The organism is Streptomyces sp. NPDC016469, from assembly GCF_040632905.1.
Taxonomy (GTDB): domain Bacteria; phylum Actinomycetota; class Actinomycetes; order Streptomycetales; family Streptomycetaceae; genus Streptomyces.
The window spans coordinates 140,150-154,243 of record NZ_JBEYCQ010000003.1 but is presented as its reverse complement, the minus strand read 5'-3'; the positions used below and the strand labels follow the sequence as shown (position 1 = coordinate 154,243).

General features: G+C 69.3%; 13 protein-coding genes and 4 pseudogenes. 7 read left to right on the top strand and 10 right to left on the bottom strand.

Features of this window, described 5'->3' with window-relative positions; translation table 11 throughout:
• Positions 1–428: 428 nt before the first annotated feature.
• Positions 429–2,012, bottom strand: a complete 1,584-nt coding sequence (locus ABZ565_RS04345; protein ID WP_361020293.1) for an SWIM zinc finger family protein — start codon at positions 2,010–2,012, stop codon at positions 429–431.
• Between the two features lie 908 nt (positions 2,013–2,920).
• Between ABZ565_RS04345 and ABZ565_RS04340 the strand changes: the two are divergent.
• Positions 2,921–3,142, top strand: a pseudogene (locus ABZ565_RS04340) (GNAT family protein); the annotation flags it as partial.
• Positions 3,143–3,373: 231 nt separating this feature from the next.
• On the opposite strand, the gene ABZ565_RS04335 reads toward ABZ565_RS04340, so the two are convergent.
• From ABZ565_RS04335 to ABZ565_RS04325, 3 genes are read right to left on the bottom strand one after another with little or no spacing between them, the layout of a single operon-like run.
• On the bottom strand, positions 3,374–3,733 hold the full coding sequence (locus ABZ565_RS04335; RefSeq protein WP_361020291.1) for an STAS domain-containing protein: 360 nt from the start codon (positions 3,731–3,733) through the stop codon (positions 3,374–3,376).
• Positions 3,730–4,998 (bottom strand): SpoIIE family protein phosphatase, encoded by a 1,269-nt coding sequence (locus ABZ565_RS04330; RefSeq protein ID WP_361020635.1) that lies wholly within the window; start codon positions 4,996–4,998, stop codon positions 3,730–3,732. The genes ABZ565_RS04335 and ABZ565_RS04330 overlap by 4 nt, the downstream gene beginning before the upstream one ends.
• Positions 4,998–5,807, bottom strand: a complete 810-nt coding sequence (locus ABZ565_RS04325) for an alpha/beta hydrolase (protein ID WP_361020289.1) — start codon at positions 5,805–5,807, stop codon at positions 4,998–5,000. The genes ABZ565_RS04330 and ABZ565_RS04325 overlap by 1 nt, the downstream gene beginning before the upstream one ends.
• Before the next feature lie 673 nt (positions 5,808–6,480).
• Here ABZ565_RS04325 and ABZ565_RS04320 point away from each other — a divergent pair.
• The gene (locus ABZ565_RS04320; RefSeq protein ID WP_361020287.1) at positions 6,481–6,918 is read left to right on the top strand and encodes a hypothetical protein; all 438 of its coding nucleotides are present in this window, start codon (positions 6,481–6,483) and stop codon (positions 6,916–6,918) included.
• A gap of 392 nt (positions 6,919–7,310) precedes the next feature.
• Complete coding sequence (locus tag ABZ565_RS04315) at positions 7,311–7,964, top strand: hypothetical protein (protein ID WP_361020285.1); 654 nt, start codon at positions 7,311–7,313, stop codon at positions 7,962–7,964.
• On the opposite strand, the gene ABZ565_RS04310 is transcribed toward ABZ565_RS04315, so the two are convergent.
• Together ABZ565_RS04310 and ABZ565_RS04305 are read right to left on the bottom strand one after the other, a co-directional pair.
• Positions 7,868–8,896: a YdcF family protein gene (locus tag ABZ565_RS04310; RefSeq protein WP_361020283.1), complete on the bottom strand. Its 1,029-nt coding sequence runs from the start codon at positions 8,894–8,896 to the stop codon at positions 7,868–7,870. The genes ABZ565_RS04315 and ABZ565_RS04310 overlap by 97 nt on opposite strands.
• A gap of 55 nt (positions 8,897–8,951) precedes the next feature.
• Positions 8,952–9,235: pseudogene (locus tag ABZ565_RS04305) on the bottom strand (IS481 family transposase); the annotation flags it as partial.
• 293 nt (positions 9,236–9,528) lie between these two features.
• On the opposite strand from ABZ565_RS04305, the gene ABZ565_RS04300 reads away from it, so the two are divergent.
• On the top strand, positions 9,529–10,053 hold the full coding sequence (locus ABZ565_RS04300; RefSeq protein WP_361020282.1) for a hypothetical protein: 525 nt from the start codon (positions 9,529–9,531) through the stop codon (positions 10,051–10,053).
• Between the two features lie 290 nt (positions 10,054–10,343).
• Here the strand turns inward: ABZ565_RS04300 and ABZ565_RS04295 are convergent.
• Both ABZ565_RS04295 and ABZ565_RS04290 read right to left on the bottom strand, forming a co-directional pair.
• Positions 10,344–10,532 (bottom strand): annotated as a pseudogene (locus ABZ565_RS04295) (transposase); the annotation flags it as partial.
• Between the two features lie 112 nt (positions 10,533–10,644).
• Complete coding sequence (locus ABZ565_RS04290) at positions 10,645–10,935, bottom strand: hypothetical protein (RefSeq protein ID WP_361020280.1); 291 nt, start codon at positions 10,933–10,935, stop codon at positions 10,645–10,647.
• Positions 10,936–11,101: 166 nt separating this feature from the next.
• Between ABZ565_RS04290 and ABZ565_RS04285 the strand changes: the two are divergent.
• Both ABZ565_RS04285 and ABZ565_RS04280 read left to right on the top strand, forming a co-directional pair.
• Positions 11,102–11,251: pseudogene (locus ABZ565_RS04285) on the top strand (IS256 family transposase); the annotation flags it as partial.
• Between the two features lie 86 nt (positions 11,252–11,337).
• Positions 11,338–12,321, top strand: a complete 984-nt coding sequence (locus tag ABZ565_RS04280; protein WP_361020633.1) for a GNAT family N-acetyltransferase — start codon at positions 11,338–11,340, stop codon at positions 12,319–12,321.
• 24 nt (positions 12,322–12,345) lie between these two features.
• On the opposite strand, the gene ABZ565_RS04275 is transcribed toward ABZ565_RS04280, so the two are convergent.
• Together ABZ565_RS04275 and ABZ565_RS04270 are read right to left on the bottom strand one after the other, a co-directional pair.
• On the bottom strand, positions 12,346–12,531 hold the full coding sequence (locus tag ABZ565_RS04275; RefSeq protein WP_361020278.1) for a hypothetical protein: 186 nt from the start codon (positions 12,529–12,531) through the stop codon (positions 12,346–12,348).
• Between the two features lie 127 nt (positions 12,532–12,658).
• On the bottom strand, positions 12,659–13,294 hold the full coding sequence (locus ABZ565_RS04270) for a helix-turn-helix domain-containing protein (RefSeq protein WP_361020276.1): 636 nt from the start codon (positions 13,292–13,294) through the stop codon (positions 12,659–12,661).
• Positions 13,295–13,415: 121 nt separating this feature from the next.
• Here ABZ565_RS04270 and ABZ565_RS04265 point away from each other — a divergent pair, with 121 nt between their 5' ends.
• A complete protein-coding gene (locus tag ABZ565_RS04265; protein WP_361020274.1) occupies positions 13,416–14,048 on the top strand; it encodes an NAD(P)H-dependent oxidoreductase in 633 nt (210 codons plus the stop codon).
• Positions 14,049–14,094: the final 46 nt, after the last annotated feature.

The window sequence follows — 14,094 nt, the reverse complement described above, 5'->3', positions numbered from 1 at the left end:
CTAGGCCCTGGCTCTTGGATGTCCAGGGACAAGCCGTCCGCGAAGACGTCAGCGTCGCCGACAGCGATCCTTCGGATCATGGCGAAGGACCGCCGAGGAACGGCTGGACAAGGAACTGCCGACCTGGCGTGCCGAAGACCGGGCCACCCCCTGAACTGGAGGCACTCGCCTCAAACGCCGGCGGTCTGCGGGGACTGCTCACCCCTGGCCTGCCCAGCGGGTTCGCGCCCGCCCTGACGTAACGCACCGTTGGGGAGGCCGCCCGAAAGAGGGCACCGATCAGCCGCTCAGGACTGGCCGCTCCGGCTGCATCGCCCCCTGCGATTGGGCACTGCAAGGGGCTGCGACGACATACCTGCGTATACGGCGCATAGAGCTGGCCGCGGGGGCCCGCGGGACGACGTCCACAGGCCCGCGCAGGGGGAGGCTCACAACCCGTTCGTCGTGAGGATCTCCATCAATTTCGGCTTGCGTTTGAGCTCCTTGCGGAATGCGACGAGGAAGTGCGTGAAGGCGTCGGGGGTGCCGAGAAGCTCGTGGCAGGCGCGGATGCTGCGGAGGAGGCGGGCGATTTCTTGGTAGGTGCGGTCGCCGGTCGACTGTTTGAGGGGTTGGAGTCGGCGGAGGTAGACGGCGAGTGCGTCGGAGGGCCGGTGCTCCCTGATGCAGTCCGCGAGGGGGAGCAGTTCGCGATCGTCGAGGTGGCCGACGGCGGCCTCCCACGCCGCGTCGGCCTGGCCCGCGTCGAGCAGGATGTCGACGCGTACGCGGACCGGGACTCGGGCGTCGTCGCCCAGGAGCGCCATCGCGGAGTTGCGTTCCTCCTCGCCGTAACCGCAGGCGCGGGCCGCTGTGCACAGGGCGCGGAACGCGGCGAGGGAGATGTGGGACCGGAAGGCGTCGCGGCGCAGGGCGAGGGCCTTCTCGTGGCGGCCGGTCGCGGCGTAGCGGCCGCAGAGCCACTCGACGAGCTGAGGGTTCTGCCCAGTGGCCGGCAAGCCCCGTTCGGCCCATTCGAGGGCTTCCCCCAGACGCCCGGCCGCTTCCAGTTCCCGCGCGATCCGCAGGTGGCTGCTGCCGTCGGGGGCGGGTGCAGCGCCCAGGAACGCGACGAGGCCGTCGATGTCACCGCGCGCCTTCAGCAGGCGTTCCATCACGCCGCCCGTCTTCTTGCCGGGGTCTTGCCGCCATGCCTCGGTGGCCAGCTCCAAGGCATGGGCCAGGCCGGCCGTGCCGAGGATGTCGCGGTAGTCGGCGGGTTCGACCGAGGTCGCCTCCCCGTACGGGCCGAGCAGGTGCCCGACGAGCCAGCGCGCCGTCGGCTCAGGCTCCTGCTCCGGGCCGGCTGCCCGGCAGGCGCGCAGGTGCAGATGCTCAAGACCTCTCATGGGCTCGTACAGACATGAGAACCCGAGCGCGCGCTCATAGACATCGCTCAGTCGCCACAGCGCCCACCGGATCCCGTTGACGGCTTCCGCTGCCCGTTGCGCCGCGATCAGCGCGCTCAGGACGACGCCCGCCTCCACCACCCGCTCGCCGTAGGCGACGGCGTTCGCGGAGTCGTCGTTCTCCTGGTCGTACTGCCAGTCCCCGGGATCGAGCAGGCCTTTGACCAGGTCGCGGATCCTCGCGTGGTCGGCCCGGGCGGCCTCGGCCCGTATGCGCAGGCGGTTGCGCAGGGCGGGGTCGGCGGCCGACTCCTCGGCCAGGAGGCCGAGCAGGGCGCCCCGGCTCAGCGTCGTGAGCCAGGCCGCCGCGTCACCGCTGGGCCCTTTCGGCGAACACGCCTCCACCGCCGGGCCCGGTACGGCGTCCGCGTCCGAGGCGGTGAACCGCAGGGCCGCGAGGCCGACGGCGACGCAGTGCTTGCAGAAGTTGCCTTCGGTGCCGTACGGGCAGGAACAGGTTCCCGTCACCTCGGCCCTGGGCCCCGCGACGAGTTCGACGTAGTACGTCTCCGCGCCCGACACGGTGGCGCGGATCGTGTCGTCCGCGATGTACAGACCGCTCACGGCACCCGCGTAGTTCTGACCGCGCTCGAACGACGTCGGCCCGGCAGCACGCCTCAAGGACCCCTCGCCGAAAGCAAGTTGCATGTCCATGATCTCCGCCACCCGTACATTCAAACGGATGCCGCAACCAGGCGGAACCCGGACGCCAACGCGCGCCGTGGTGGTGCGGCGGAACAGTGTCGCGGACTCGAAGTCACTTTGCCCGCTGCCGAACGACTGGGCATCCGGCGCATGCTCGCCTCGCATCAGTATCTGCTGGGCGTCACGCTCATGCGCGTCGGCGCACTGGACGGGGCGGCCGTGGCGCTACGGTCCGCTCAGGGATTGATGGCAGCGGCCGGCGACCGGACCGGCGAGGCGCTGGCCCTTCATCAGCCGGCCGAGAGCTGTGTATGCCGACGACGCCACGAGTGCCGTAGAGCTCCTGGAGCAGGCAACCTCGTTGGTGCCGCCGAGCGAGTCCGCCCTTCGTGTCCGGGTGCGCGGTGGTCTCGGCCAGGCCCTGGTGCGGTTGGGACGGCACGGCAAGGCTGATAAGGCCGTCTCGGAGGTGTGGGACGCCGCGTGCGGGCTGGATTCGCAGAGCCGGCGCATGCGCCTGGACGTGCGTGGCTGGGCGGCACGCGGTCAGGGCGATGCGGAGGCGGCCTTGCAGTTCGCCGGGCGCTCCACCGAGATCAGCAGGTCAACAGGTCATGCGGTGTCGAAGCGACGAGCCGGACCGACGCCGCTGTGGCCCTGCGCAGTCCGGCCGCCTTGGAGAGGCGGCCTCCGATCACGCCGAGGCGGTGCGGATCCTCGAGCGGGCCGGTGAACCGCACTGGCGGACACGAAGCCTCCTCGCCTTCGCGGCGGCTTGCCTGGACGCAGAGGACAAGGACGCCGCTGGCCGCTCCTTCGGCGCGGCCTTGAAGGACCACGCCTTCACCGACCTGCGACTGCACCGCCTGGAGGCCAACATTCAGCCAGGGAACAAGGCATCTCTGGCCCTGGCCCAGCGCATGGGCTCCCGTTACGAAGGGCTGTCGCGCGCCCACCTGTACATCGATGGGGCCTGGCGTGATCACGAACGCTGGTCCATCACGACGCCGGAACCGTGGAGGCCTCATCCGTCCCTGCCGGAAGACTGAGGAAGAACACGCCACGAGGGGGCGGAGAGCAGGCTGACCGGGCATACGCATGGTGAGTGCGGTGGCGCGGGGGACGATCCCGCCACACGAGGAGATTCTGTTCGATATCGGATCGGTGACCTGCAGCCACGGACCACAACCTTGTGCCAGAGCCCTGCTTCGGGATGCATGGCGAACGGTGGTTGTTGGATTCTCTGTGCGGCGAGAGCTTCCTCCGGCAGATACGACGGGTCAGTCGGAGGCGATGCGCCAGGCGGTTTCGGCGTCCTGTGCGGTGAGATGGAAGGCGAAAACCTGGTCGAGGCCGACGATGCGGAGGATCCGGGCGAGGTGGGCGGGGACCGCGGCCAGGACGACGGCCGCCTTCACGGCCAGGGCGTGGTTGCGGGCGGCGATCAGGACGGTGATGCCGGTGGAGTCGCAGAATGCGAGGCCGCCGAGGTCGAGAACGAGCTGCTGGCCCGTACTCGGAGTCAGGCCGGACAGCACGGCGCGGACCTCCGGCGCGGTGTGGTGGTCCAGTTCTCCGATGAGCTCGAGGACCGGTCCGGCAGGGGTGGTGCGGGTGTGAAGGGTCAGGTGCTTGCTCACTGCTGCTCTTCACTGGGGGGTCGTGGTGCGTGGACGGCCAGGACGGCGGTGTCGTCGTCCACGCCGGTGCCGAAGGTGGCGAGCAAGTCGCGGACCGCGCTGATGGTGTCCGAGGCGGTGCTGGGGGCGAGCCGGCGGCCGAAGTCGAGGAGGGCGTCGTCGCCGTAGCGCCCCTTGCCGCCCGGGACGGCGTGAGTGTGGGCTTCGGTGAGGCCGTCGGTGTGCAGCAGCAGGGTGTCGCCGGGGGCGAGGTGGACGGTGGTGGTGGCGATGTCCGGATCGGGCAGGACGCCGATGAGCTGTCCGCCGGGAGTGGGCAGGTAGTCGGCGGTGCCGTCGGCGCGCATCAGCAGGGCCGGGGGGTGGCCGCCGCTGGCCAGCGTGATCCGGAAGCCGCCCCGGAGAGGGTCGGGGGTGAGCAGGCCGAAGACGACGGTGCAAAAGCGGGGGTCGGTCCCTTGGTACTCGTGGTTGAGGACCGTGTTGAGGTTGCCCAGCACGGCGGCCGGGTCCGGGTCGTAAACGGCGGCGGCGCGCAGGGTGTAGCGGGCCAGGGAGGTGACGGCCGCGGCGGCGGCGCCCTTGCCGCACACGTCACCCAGGAACAGGCCCCAGGTGCCGGCGGCCAGGGGGAAGAGGTCGTAGAAGTCGCCGCCGACCTCGTCGACGGAAGCGATGTGGTAGAACGCGGCAACATCCAGGCCGGGCACGTTCGCCAGCACGGGCGGCAGCAGGGTCTCCTGCAAGGTGGTGGCCAGGACCTGGAGGCGGTCGCGTTCGAGGTCGGCTTCATGGCGGGCACGCAGCAGTTCCGTCTCGTACGCGCGGCGGTCGCGGGCGTCGAAGACGGTGGTGCGGATCAGCAGGGGCTGCCCGTCGCTGCCCGTTTTCACCGTGGAGGTGACCAGGACCGGCAGCCGGGTGCCGTCGGAGGCCTTCAGCTCCAGAGCGATGCCGCTGATCTCGCCCTGCATACGCAGCAGCGGGCCGAAGTGGGTCTCGTGGTAGAGCCGGCCGCCGACGGTGAGCAGGTCGGAGAAGTGCTTGCGGCCCACGAGATCATCGCGTTGGTATCCGAGCCAGTCCAGCAGGGTGGTGTTCACCTTCGCGATCCGGCCGTCCAGCTGGGTGGAAAGGTAGCCGCAGGGCGCGTGCTCGTAGAGATCCTCGGCACTGTCCTCCAGCAGAGCGGAGAACTGTGCCTGGTCATCCGCCGGCCCCTCCCCTTCTCGCCCCTCCCGCCCTTCGCCGTTGGTCTCGCACATCATCGGGCGGCCCCCGCGAACGCGGCGATCGCCTCGGCGGTCTCCTCGGGCGCGGCGAGCTGCGGGCAGTGCCCGGTGGCGTTCAGCGTGACGAGCCGGCTGTCCGGTATCTGCGCGTGTACGAAGGCGCCCACCTCGGGTGGGGCGATCGCATCGCTGGAGCACTGGGCGACCAGCGTGGGCACCGTCACCTCGGCGAGGTCGGCACGGTTGTCGGACAGGAACGTCACCCGCGCGAACAGCCTGGCGATCTTCGGGTCGGTGCGGCAGAAACTGCTGGTGAGCTCCTCCCCGAGCTCCGGCCGCTGCGGATTGCCCATGATGACCGGGGCCATCGCACCCGACCAGCCCAGATAGTTCGCATCGAGCGATTCCAGCAGCTCGTCGATGTCCGCGGCGCTGAACCCTCCCCGGTAGCCGGTGTCGGGATCGTCGATGAAGCACGGCGAGGGAGCCAGCAGGACCAGTCCCGCGAACGCCTCGGGCTCCCTGGCGGCGGCCAGCACGCCCATCATGGCGCTCACCGAGTGCCCGACGAACGTCACCGGTCCCAGGGCCAGCTCCCGGCACAGCTCCAGGACGTCGTCGACATACCCGTTCAGCGTGGAATACCGCTCGGGGTTCCACGCGGAGAGGTCCGAGTTCCCCGCGCCGACGTGATCGAAGAGGACGACGGTGAAGTCCCGCTCCAGCGCCGGCACCACCAGACGCCACATGTTCTGATCGCACCCGAAGCCGTGCGCCAGTACGACCACCGGTGCACCGGGCCGCCCGGTCACCCTCACATGGTTCCTGCTCCGCACATCCATACCCGCCATCGTCGCAGATGAGAACGTTCGATTCCCAGTGACGTTTGCCCGGCGCCCCGGGCCTCGGCAAACTGCCCGCACATGATTCGTCCCCAGTGCGGTGCGGCCGACAGTTCGCCCGTGAAGGAAGTGGAGCCCCGGCTGGAGGGGCTGCGGCATGGCCGCCTGGCCGGCGAAGCGACCAGGGGGGGAGGCGGCTGTCGCGATCGGACACCGTTCCTCGCAGAAGGTGCCCCGCCAGGGCGCAGGATTCGACCAGCCGCAGCACCGCGTTACGGGCCGGACCCGGGAGCTCCCGCCCCACGCGACGTCGGCGTCGATGAGTACGCCACCCGCGAAAGGCCGGTCGGTCACGTCGACCGACAGCACATCCAGAGGGCGAGGAGGGGATCTCCCTCCGGAATGGCGGTACTGCTCTGCGTGATCGCTCGATTCGCGGGCGGCCCGTGGGTGCCAAGGCTGCGGTCCGGTACTCCATCAGGAGGCTCCGTAACTCGTGATGTCTCCCGGTTCTCCCGCTGCACTCGTAGTTCGTTGCGCCCGGGAATCGGGAGTGGTCGGGAACAGCGATTTCCTCCTCGCGGGCCGTGTCGGGCGTAGGGGGCCTTCCGTGTGGCCCCCGTACGCCTGCCCGGGCGGTAGGAAGCGGGCAGCTGCGGGCAAGGCTGTCAGCATGAGTGAGGAACACGATGACATTCCGGACGTCGCGCATCAGCGTCCTGAGGGAATGAGCGACAAGAGCGTCGAGGCACTGGGGGCGCTGTCGAAGGCGATGGAGACCACGGAGCGGGCTCGGGGCGCGCTCTACGAGTTTCACCAGCTGACGGGGACCGCCGACTTCCAGGTCGGCGACGCGGTGCGCCTGCTGCGGGAAGCCGGCCACGGTACGGAAGCCGACCTGGTTGAGCGGCAGGTCCTCGGACACAACGTCATCCCCGGCCACTGGACCTTCCAGATCATCGAGGCATACAACCAGACCTACTACCACCCCTTCGCCGACCTTGAACACCGCTTGGTCGACGAGCTCGCGCAGGGCCGTGACCACATCCTCGAAGCCGAGCTCAAACAACGCCGCCGCTCCACCGACCCCACCCCTGACACCGCCTCGTAACGGGTGTGCTGACCTGGCCTAACGGAGTCGCGCAGGGATGCTACGAAAGGCTATGTGCAGGCGATCAGGCCGGCGTGCGCCCGTACCAGGTCCCAGCGCCGTCTACGCAGAAGGAGCGCGCCGCCTGACCCGACGTTTCAGCCGGCCGTGTCGCAGATCAGCTCCCCTTCAGGCCGAACAGTTTCACCCGGGGCCTCGCTCCGGGAAGCTGCACGCAGCCGGAGCGGGACGCTTGACGGCGCCGTTCTCGTGCTCGCAGGTCAGCTCGACCCAGCGGTGCGGATCGCCGCTGGCCCGTACAGAGACGACTGGCGCTGCAGCGGCGGGGGGATGTTCGAGGAGGCGCGGGCCGAGGTCGAGCAGGGCGCCGTGCTTCAGCCGCCAGGAGCGGGATGCTGCACTTCTTCACCGCGTTCGACGACGACCTGCGCCGCGACGCGCTGGAGCAGATGGAGTCGCAGCTCTCCGTGGCCGGCGAGATCGGCGCCCTCGGCGCGCAGACCCCCGCGTCGTACGGAATGTTCTCGCGCAGGCTCCGCCCTTCGAGCCGCCGCGCACCGAGGAGCGTCCGGCAGCGGGAACTGGAACCCCTACCGGGCCAGGCGAGGGGCGCTGACTTCGCCGGCTCCGGGGCTGGCGTGCCTGCGCTCCCGCCCGCCCAGGTGGTCGCCGACCGGCGTGAACCGACTCTGCTGCAGGCTGAGTTGGCTGACAGCGGCATCCCACTGGCCTGGATCCTGGACGTCGGCCCCGGACACCCTCATTTCGTGGCCGTCCAGTTCCTCGCCGCAGCCGGCGCCCTCACGGGGCCACGGGCCGCACAGCTGACCGCCGACCCGAAGGCGGCCGGCGCGCGCCTCGTCGTCCTCGACATGCTCAACCCGTGCTTCGTCGGTCCCGGCGTCCTTCTACCGGGACGGGCGGCCGTACCGCTGTGGATCCTCAATTTCTACGTGCCGGCCGCCGGCGACGGCCACCCCAACCACCAGATGAAGAGGCCGCTCAGCAGGACGAGCAGGAAGAGTACGGCGTTGGTGCGGCGGTAGGCGACCAAGAGTGCGACGAACTCGCGGATCATGGCGCTCGGCCAGAAGTACGCGGCTGTCGGGGCGCCGATCACGTGCCCCCGGATGCCGGTGCGGCGGGCGCTGACCGCAGCACGGAAGACGTGGTAGTTGTTCGTGACGATCACGCACCGGTAGTCCGGATTCGCCCGCTCCATCAGCGCTTTGCTGAACGTCAGGTTCTCGTCCGTGGTTGTCGAGCGGTCCTCGCGTTCGATCAGGTCGGCGGGGAAGCCCGTGGTGACCAGGTAGTCGGCCATTGCGTGGGACTCCGGCAGCTTCTCGTCGGGTCCCTGCCCTCCAGAGGTGAGCAGGACCGGGCGCCGACCCCTCCGTGACAGCCTGGTGTGTTCCCGTCGGGCCCGGTCCAGACGTCCGGCCAGCAGTGGGGGCACAGTGGTGCCTCCGATCAGGCCCGAGCCGAGGACCACCACGAAGTCGGCCCGACGCCGGATGCGCAGGCGCGCGTACAGAGCCCCGTAGACGAGGAAACAGAGGAACAGGAAGGCGACGTATCCGGCGAGGGCCACCGAAGTCGCCGCCACCACCAGAAGCGCGGGCGTATGCAGCACCAGCGCGGTGATGAGCAGCGCGAGCAGGGCCACCAGAGCGATGCCGGCCCCCAGGGACAGCAGGTTCGCCGGACTCCTGCCCTCCTTGCGGACCATGGTGATCCCGTTGGCGATGAGGAACCACGCCAGCGTGACGACACCCACGCCCGCGAGGGTCAGCAGGGCGACGGCCAGGTCACGGCCCAACTGGGCTCGCTCGGAAGCCACGTGCAGGAGCAGTGCGATCACCGCGAACACGGCGGACAGGCCCAGGAGGACCGCGTTGCTCAGTCGGCGGCGGTCTCGCACCACACCAGCAAAGAACAGGAACAAGCAGACGAACGACGGGACGAAGGCCACCATGCACCGATCCTACGAGGCGCGGCACCATCCCAAGGCCGCGCGGGCGCCGGATCTGCTTCTTGACGCCGACGTGGATTATTGATCCCGGGTAGGGGTGTTCGTACCGGCGAACCAGATCACCCGTTGCACGACCGAGATGGCTCAGACGGCTGATCCGGCAGCGCTCAAGTACTCGGTGCGCGGTCGAGGGCGCGACGCCGGTGAGGGCGGCAAGGTGCACGAGGCCGACGCGCTTGCGCAGCCGCAGCGAGACGATGCGCAACATGGTCCTTGCCGGAGTCTTCGAGGGGCTGGTGCGCGGCCGGAGTACCGGTCGGTCATGGGCTGCCCGTCGGCATACGCCGAAGAGGGTTACACCCTCCGAGTCTGCCGGAGCAGGTTATCCATGGTTGACCCTGCGACCGGACGAGGGGCACGGATCCTTCAGCCCACCCGAAGGGGTCAGCACGGAGCCCCCGCCCCGACCTTCGACGGACCCCCGCTGGCGTTCACATGGGCATGGGCGATGGGGACGACGCGGACGTCGGTGTCGCGGGACGGCTCCACGTTGCCGACCGGGTCGCCTCTGATGCCTGACTTCACTCGCGCTGTGTCAGCGACGCCGCGGTCGTACCTGTGCTACATATCTGGACATGAACACGTCTGGTAGGGGCGGCAGTTCGAGCGCAGTCCACGAGTGGATCAACACGGTGGGTGTGGTGTTCGCGGTGGGGCTTTCCCTGTTCTCTCTGCACCGCGATCAGACCCAACGGGCCGACGATGAAGTGCGAGAGGCAATGAAGGTAAGCCTCTACTGGACTGGGACCGGGGAGGCGCCTACTGGGGTGTTGGTGGAGAACCAGCAGTCGATCCGCATCATGGATGTGACGGTCCGGCTCAAGGTGGGCGACGCGACCGTTCAGCACGTCCGATTTGGCGAGGTGCATTCATGCACGCAGGATTCGTTCTCGTTCGGCGCCCACCAACCGCACGTCCGCACGGACGCGCTGTTCGTGCTTCAGTTCCGCGATGCGACAGGCCATTGGTGGCAGATGAAGCCGGGCCCGGTCCTGGACAGGATCGACTCCGACGAGGCCCACCAGCCGGGCGGGATCGACTTGGTCTCGGCATGGAACCTCAAGCGTGGGACCGGCCCATCCAGCGGCTGTGACCAGTGACCCGAGTCGGAGATCTGTCGTTGGCTGGGTGGCCTTTACCTCGAATCCTGGACACGGGTTATGCGGCTTGTGCCGGCGTAGTTGGTGTGCGGTGGAGGGCATTCTCGTAGGCGATGGGTGATCGCTGTCCGAGGGGGGGGCGGTGTCACCTTCCCCGCGATGTTCGTCTGCGCCGCCTCGGGAGTCGCCCCGGAGGAGCCTCGGCCCTCGTCAGCACCTCGCAGCAGATCGGTGGCGCCGCCGGCGTTGCGCCCACCACGGGCCTTGCCGCCCACCGGAACAGGGCATGCGCCCTCGGCAAAGAAAGGTGCGCGATCCCGGCAGACCACCTCGATCTCTGGCCGCTTCGCAAGCCACGCGGTAAGGCTGGATGCCTCCCGGTCGGGCAGCAGATCCACCGGCCGCCGACTCTCAACGTCGACGAGGATAGTCCCGTAGTTGCGACCCTCGCGGGTCGCATACTCATCGACGCCGACCACTCGTGGGGACGGAACCTGAGGGTCGGGCAATGAGGGTGGCGCCGTCCTGCTGGAGCCGGTGACCGCCGATCCGTGGGAGTTTCAGGCCGACTGCGTTGACGCCTTTGTCGCCTCATGGCGGGCCCGTGGGTTCAGCCCGGTGACCGTCGAGAACGACATCGGATTGCTGGAACGGACGCTCACCGCACTGGGCCGACCTGCCTGGGACGTCACCCCGGAAGACATCGACCGTGTCGTTGGGGACCTGGCTCTTGCCGGGCGGGCGGCCTCCACCCGCCGCGAGTACGTGCAGATCTTCAAGGGCTTCCACCGGTCCCTTCAGTTGCGCAAGGCCGTCGAGATCGAGGCTGGTTCCGGCGTGCGCCTGGTCTGCCCAGTCGATGAGTTCAACGCGTCCCGGCATGTCGGCGACGACTCCCCGTCCCAGCTGCCGCCCCGACCCCGGAGCGGGTCTCGAGTTTCTCGACTTCCTCAAGGCCCGGATCGCCACCGCCCGCAAGTACGCGCCCGCCGCCCGGGACTATGCGATGTTCCGGACCCTCTATCACGCCGGCCTGCGCTCGGAAGAGGTCCGTCTGCGGACCAAGGTCACCAAGGGCGCCGGATCCCGGGCCGTCGTCCTGGCGATGGTCTTCAAGCTTGTCGAATCCGCCCAGGCCCGCTGGCGAGCCGTGAATGCACCCCACCTCGCTGCCCTCGTCCGCGTTGGGGTCCGCTAGGAACGCGGCCAGCTCCTTGAACGGTCGCAGACGAGGGCGGCGTGAATGGGGTGGCGGACCTGCTCGAAGTTCGAGAACATCCGGTCATGTTGGATGGCACAGCAGGACAGGACCTTCCGGTCGGCCTCCGGTTCCGGCCGTATCGCGGCGACGAAGACCACGGCGCCATGGCCGCGGTGCGGCTGGGGTGTGTTGAACGGGACCGGGTCGATGTCCATTCGGTAGTGGAAGGGCTCCCGACAGCGGCCGAGATCGCCGAAGCTTCGGCCGAGTCGGAGGAGCCGACCAAGAACCAGATCCTGGTGGTGCTCGACGAGAGCGTCGTCGGCTACGCGACGATCCGGTGGTGGCAAGAGCGGGACGATACGTGGCTGTACCTGCACCGCGGCTACCTCTTGCCCGAGCATCGCGGCCAGGGCATCGGCTCAGCCATGCTGAGCTGGGCCGAAGAGCGGATCCGCCGGCTCGTCGAACAGCACGGAACGGCGCGGACGGCAGTGATCGGCGCGAACGCCATGGCCTCCGAGCAGGACGCCACGGCACTTCTGCGCGCAGCCGGCTACCGACATGTCTTCAGTCTGGTCGAGTTGGAGCTGGGCGATCTGCAGCAGGTGCCCGAGCCGGTCAGCGAACTGCCGGGCGGGATACGGACAGGACCGATCGGGACAAGCCACTACCGTGCAGCTTGGAGGACGGTCGTCGATTCGTACGCGGACCGCGGTTTCACTCAGAGATGGCCTTTCCAGGACTTCGTCGACACCGCCGACCCGGCATGCTGGAGGGCTGCCTGGAACGGGCAGGACATGGTCGGCGTCGCCCTGTGCTCCATCCGCCGTCACGACCACACCGTGGGCGAGGTGGAAGAGCTGAGTGTCCGGACGGACCAGCGACGCCTCGGAATAGGCCGGGTCCTGCTGCTGGACGGGCTGCGGAGCCTTCGCGAGCAGGGTGCAACGACCGCTCGGCTGTTCACGGGCACGGCAAATCCACACCGGTCCTACGACCTTTACGAGAGTGTGGGGTTCCGGCGGCGGAACGAGTACGTCCGTTACCGCAAGCCGCTTGCTTGATCGACCGGCCATTGGGCTGTCGGGTCAGTTCACGGTCTTTGACAGTACCTCCGGGCTGCAGCCGCTTTGGCGGAAGATCCGACAGGACTTCAGGCGGGCGACGCCTCCTTCGAGGGGAGTGCGGGCCTGGGCCAGTGCCCGGTTCAGCTCTTGGTCGGACGGGCAGATGCCGAGGAGGCCGTCGTCGTCCGCGCCGATGACATCGGTCACGGTCGTCCCACGTGTCAGTCCGTCGGTGACCGGCTGACCACTGGGCGCGCACGGACGGCACGCCCCGATGAAACGCTCCTACGCCATCGTCACTCAGCCCGTGGGGCCCGCGACTCCGCTTCCGGGGTCAGCCGCTTTCACGGTCGGGTGGGGCGCTCAGCAGGCGGTGGACGAGGACGCTCCAGCTGTCGGCCAGTGGGCGGCCTTCGGCCGAGGAGAGAGGTCTGTCGGTCTCGGGCATGGCCAGGAACAGCAGCAGCGGGCCTTCGAGGGCGCCGGTCAGCTGGACGGCCAGGCTGTCCAGGTCGGGGAGATCGACCTCGGCCTGTCCCAGCAGGACGCGCAGGTGCACACGCGTGATCGACGCCGGGCCGGCGGGCACGGGCTGGTTCCGGTCGAGGGCGGCGCGGGCGACGCTGTGATGGTTCAGCAGGAAGGCGATCCTGGCCTGCCCGTAGGCGACCATGCGGTCGAGCGCCGGCGCACCCGGACCCAGTGGGGGCGGCCCGTAGAGCACCTGTTCCTGGAAGGCGCGGTCTTCGGCGTCGAGCAGGGCGCGGAAGATGCCGGCGCGGGTGCCGAAGCGCCGGAAGACAGTGCCCTTGCCCAGGCCGGCGCGTTCGGCCAGGGCGTCCATCGTGACGCTGCACGCGCCCCCGTCGGCCAGCATCTCCCGGACGGTCGCGAGGAGCAGTTCGCGGTTGCGCACGGCATCGGCGCGTTCGGGGCGGGGCCGGCCCAAGGGGATGAGGGATCCGTTCACCTGTCCAATCTACCGCCCTCCGTGTTAAGCGGGGTATAGTCCGGTTATGGCGGCGGCGAGGGTGCCCACCCCGGGCCTTCCCGCCGACCGCTCTCCATGACTGCCCTTGAGGAGTTCCACCGTGAACCTGTTCCGTCTGGACGCGAGCATCTTTCCGACCACTTCGGCCAGCGCCGAACTGGCCTCGCTGGTCGAGGCCGAGTGGACTGCCGCACACCCCGGCGCCACCGTGACGCGACGGCACATCGCCACCGACCCCCTCCCTTCCGAGGCCTGGGCCCTGGCAACCACGGCCGGCTTCACCCCCGAGGCGGACCGGAGTCCGGCCCAGCGCGACGCGGCGGCGCTCGCCGCCACGCTCGTGGAAGAACTGCGTGACGCCGACGCGGTCGTCCTCGCGGTGCCGTTCTACAACTTCGGGGTCTCCCAGCACTTCAAGACCTGGGTCGACCTCGTGATCGCCGGATCCGGCCCCACCGACCCGGTGCTCAAGGGCAAGCCCACCGCCCTGATCACCACCATCGGCGGCGGCTACGGCCCCGGCGCCCCGCGCGAAGGATGGGACCACTCCACCTCGTACCTCGAGCGCATCATCCGCGACGTGTGGCAGGCCGACCTCACCCTGGTCAAGCGCGAGCTGACCCTGGCTGCCACCACACCGGCCATGGAGCAGCTGCGGGACATCGCGGACCAGCACCACATCGCCGCCAAGGAGCAGGCACGCGAGGCCGGACTCGCCCTGGCCGGCAACTGACGCGGCCCACCGGCTGACGTGGTGACGACGGCCGGCCGAGTTGGCC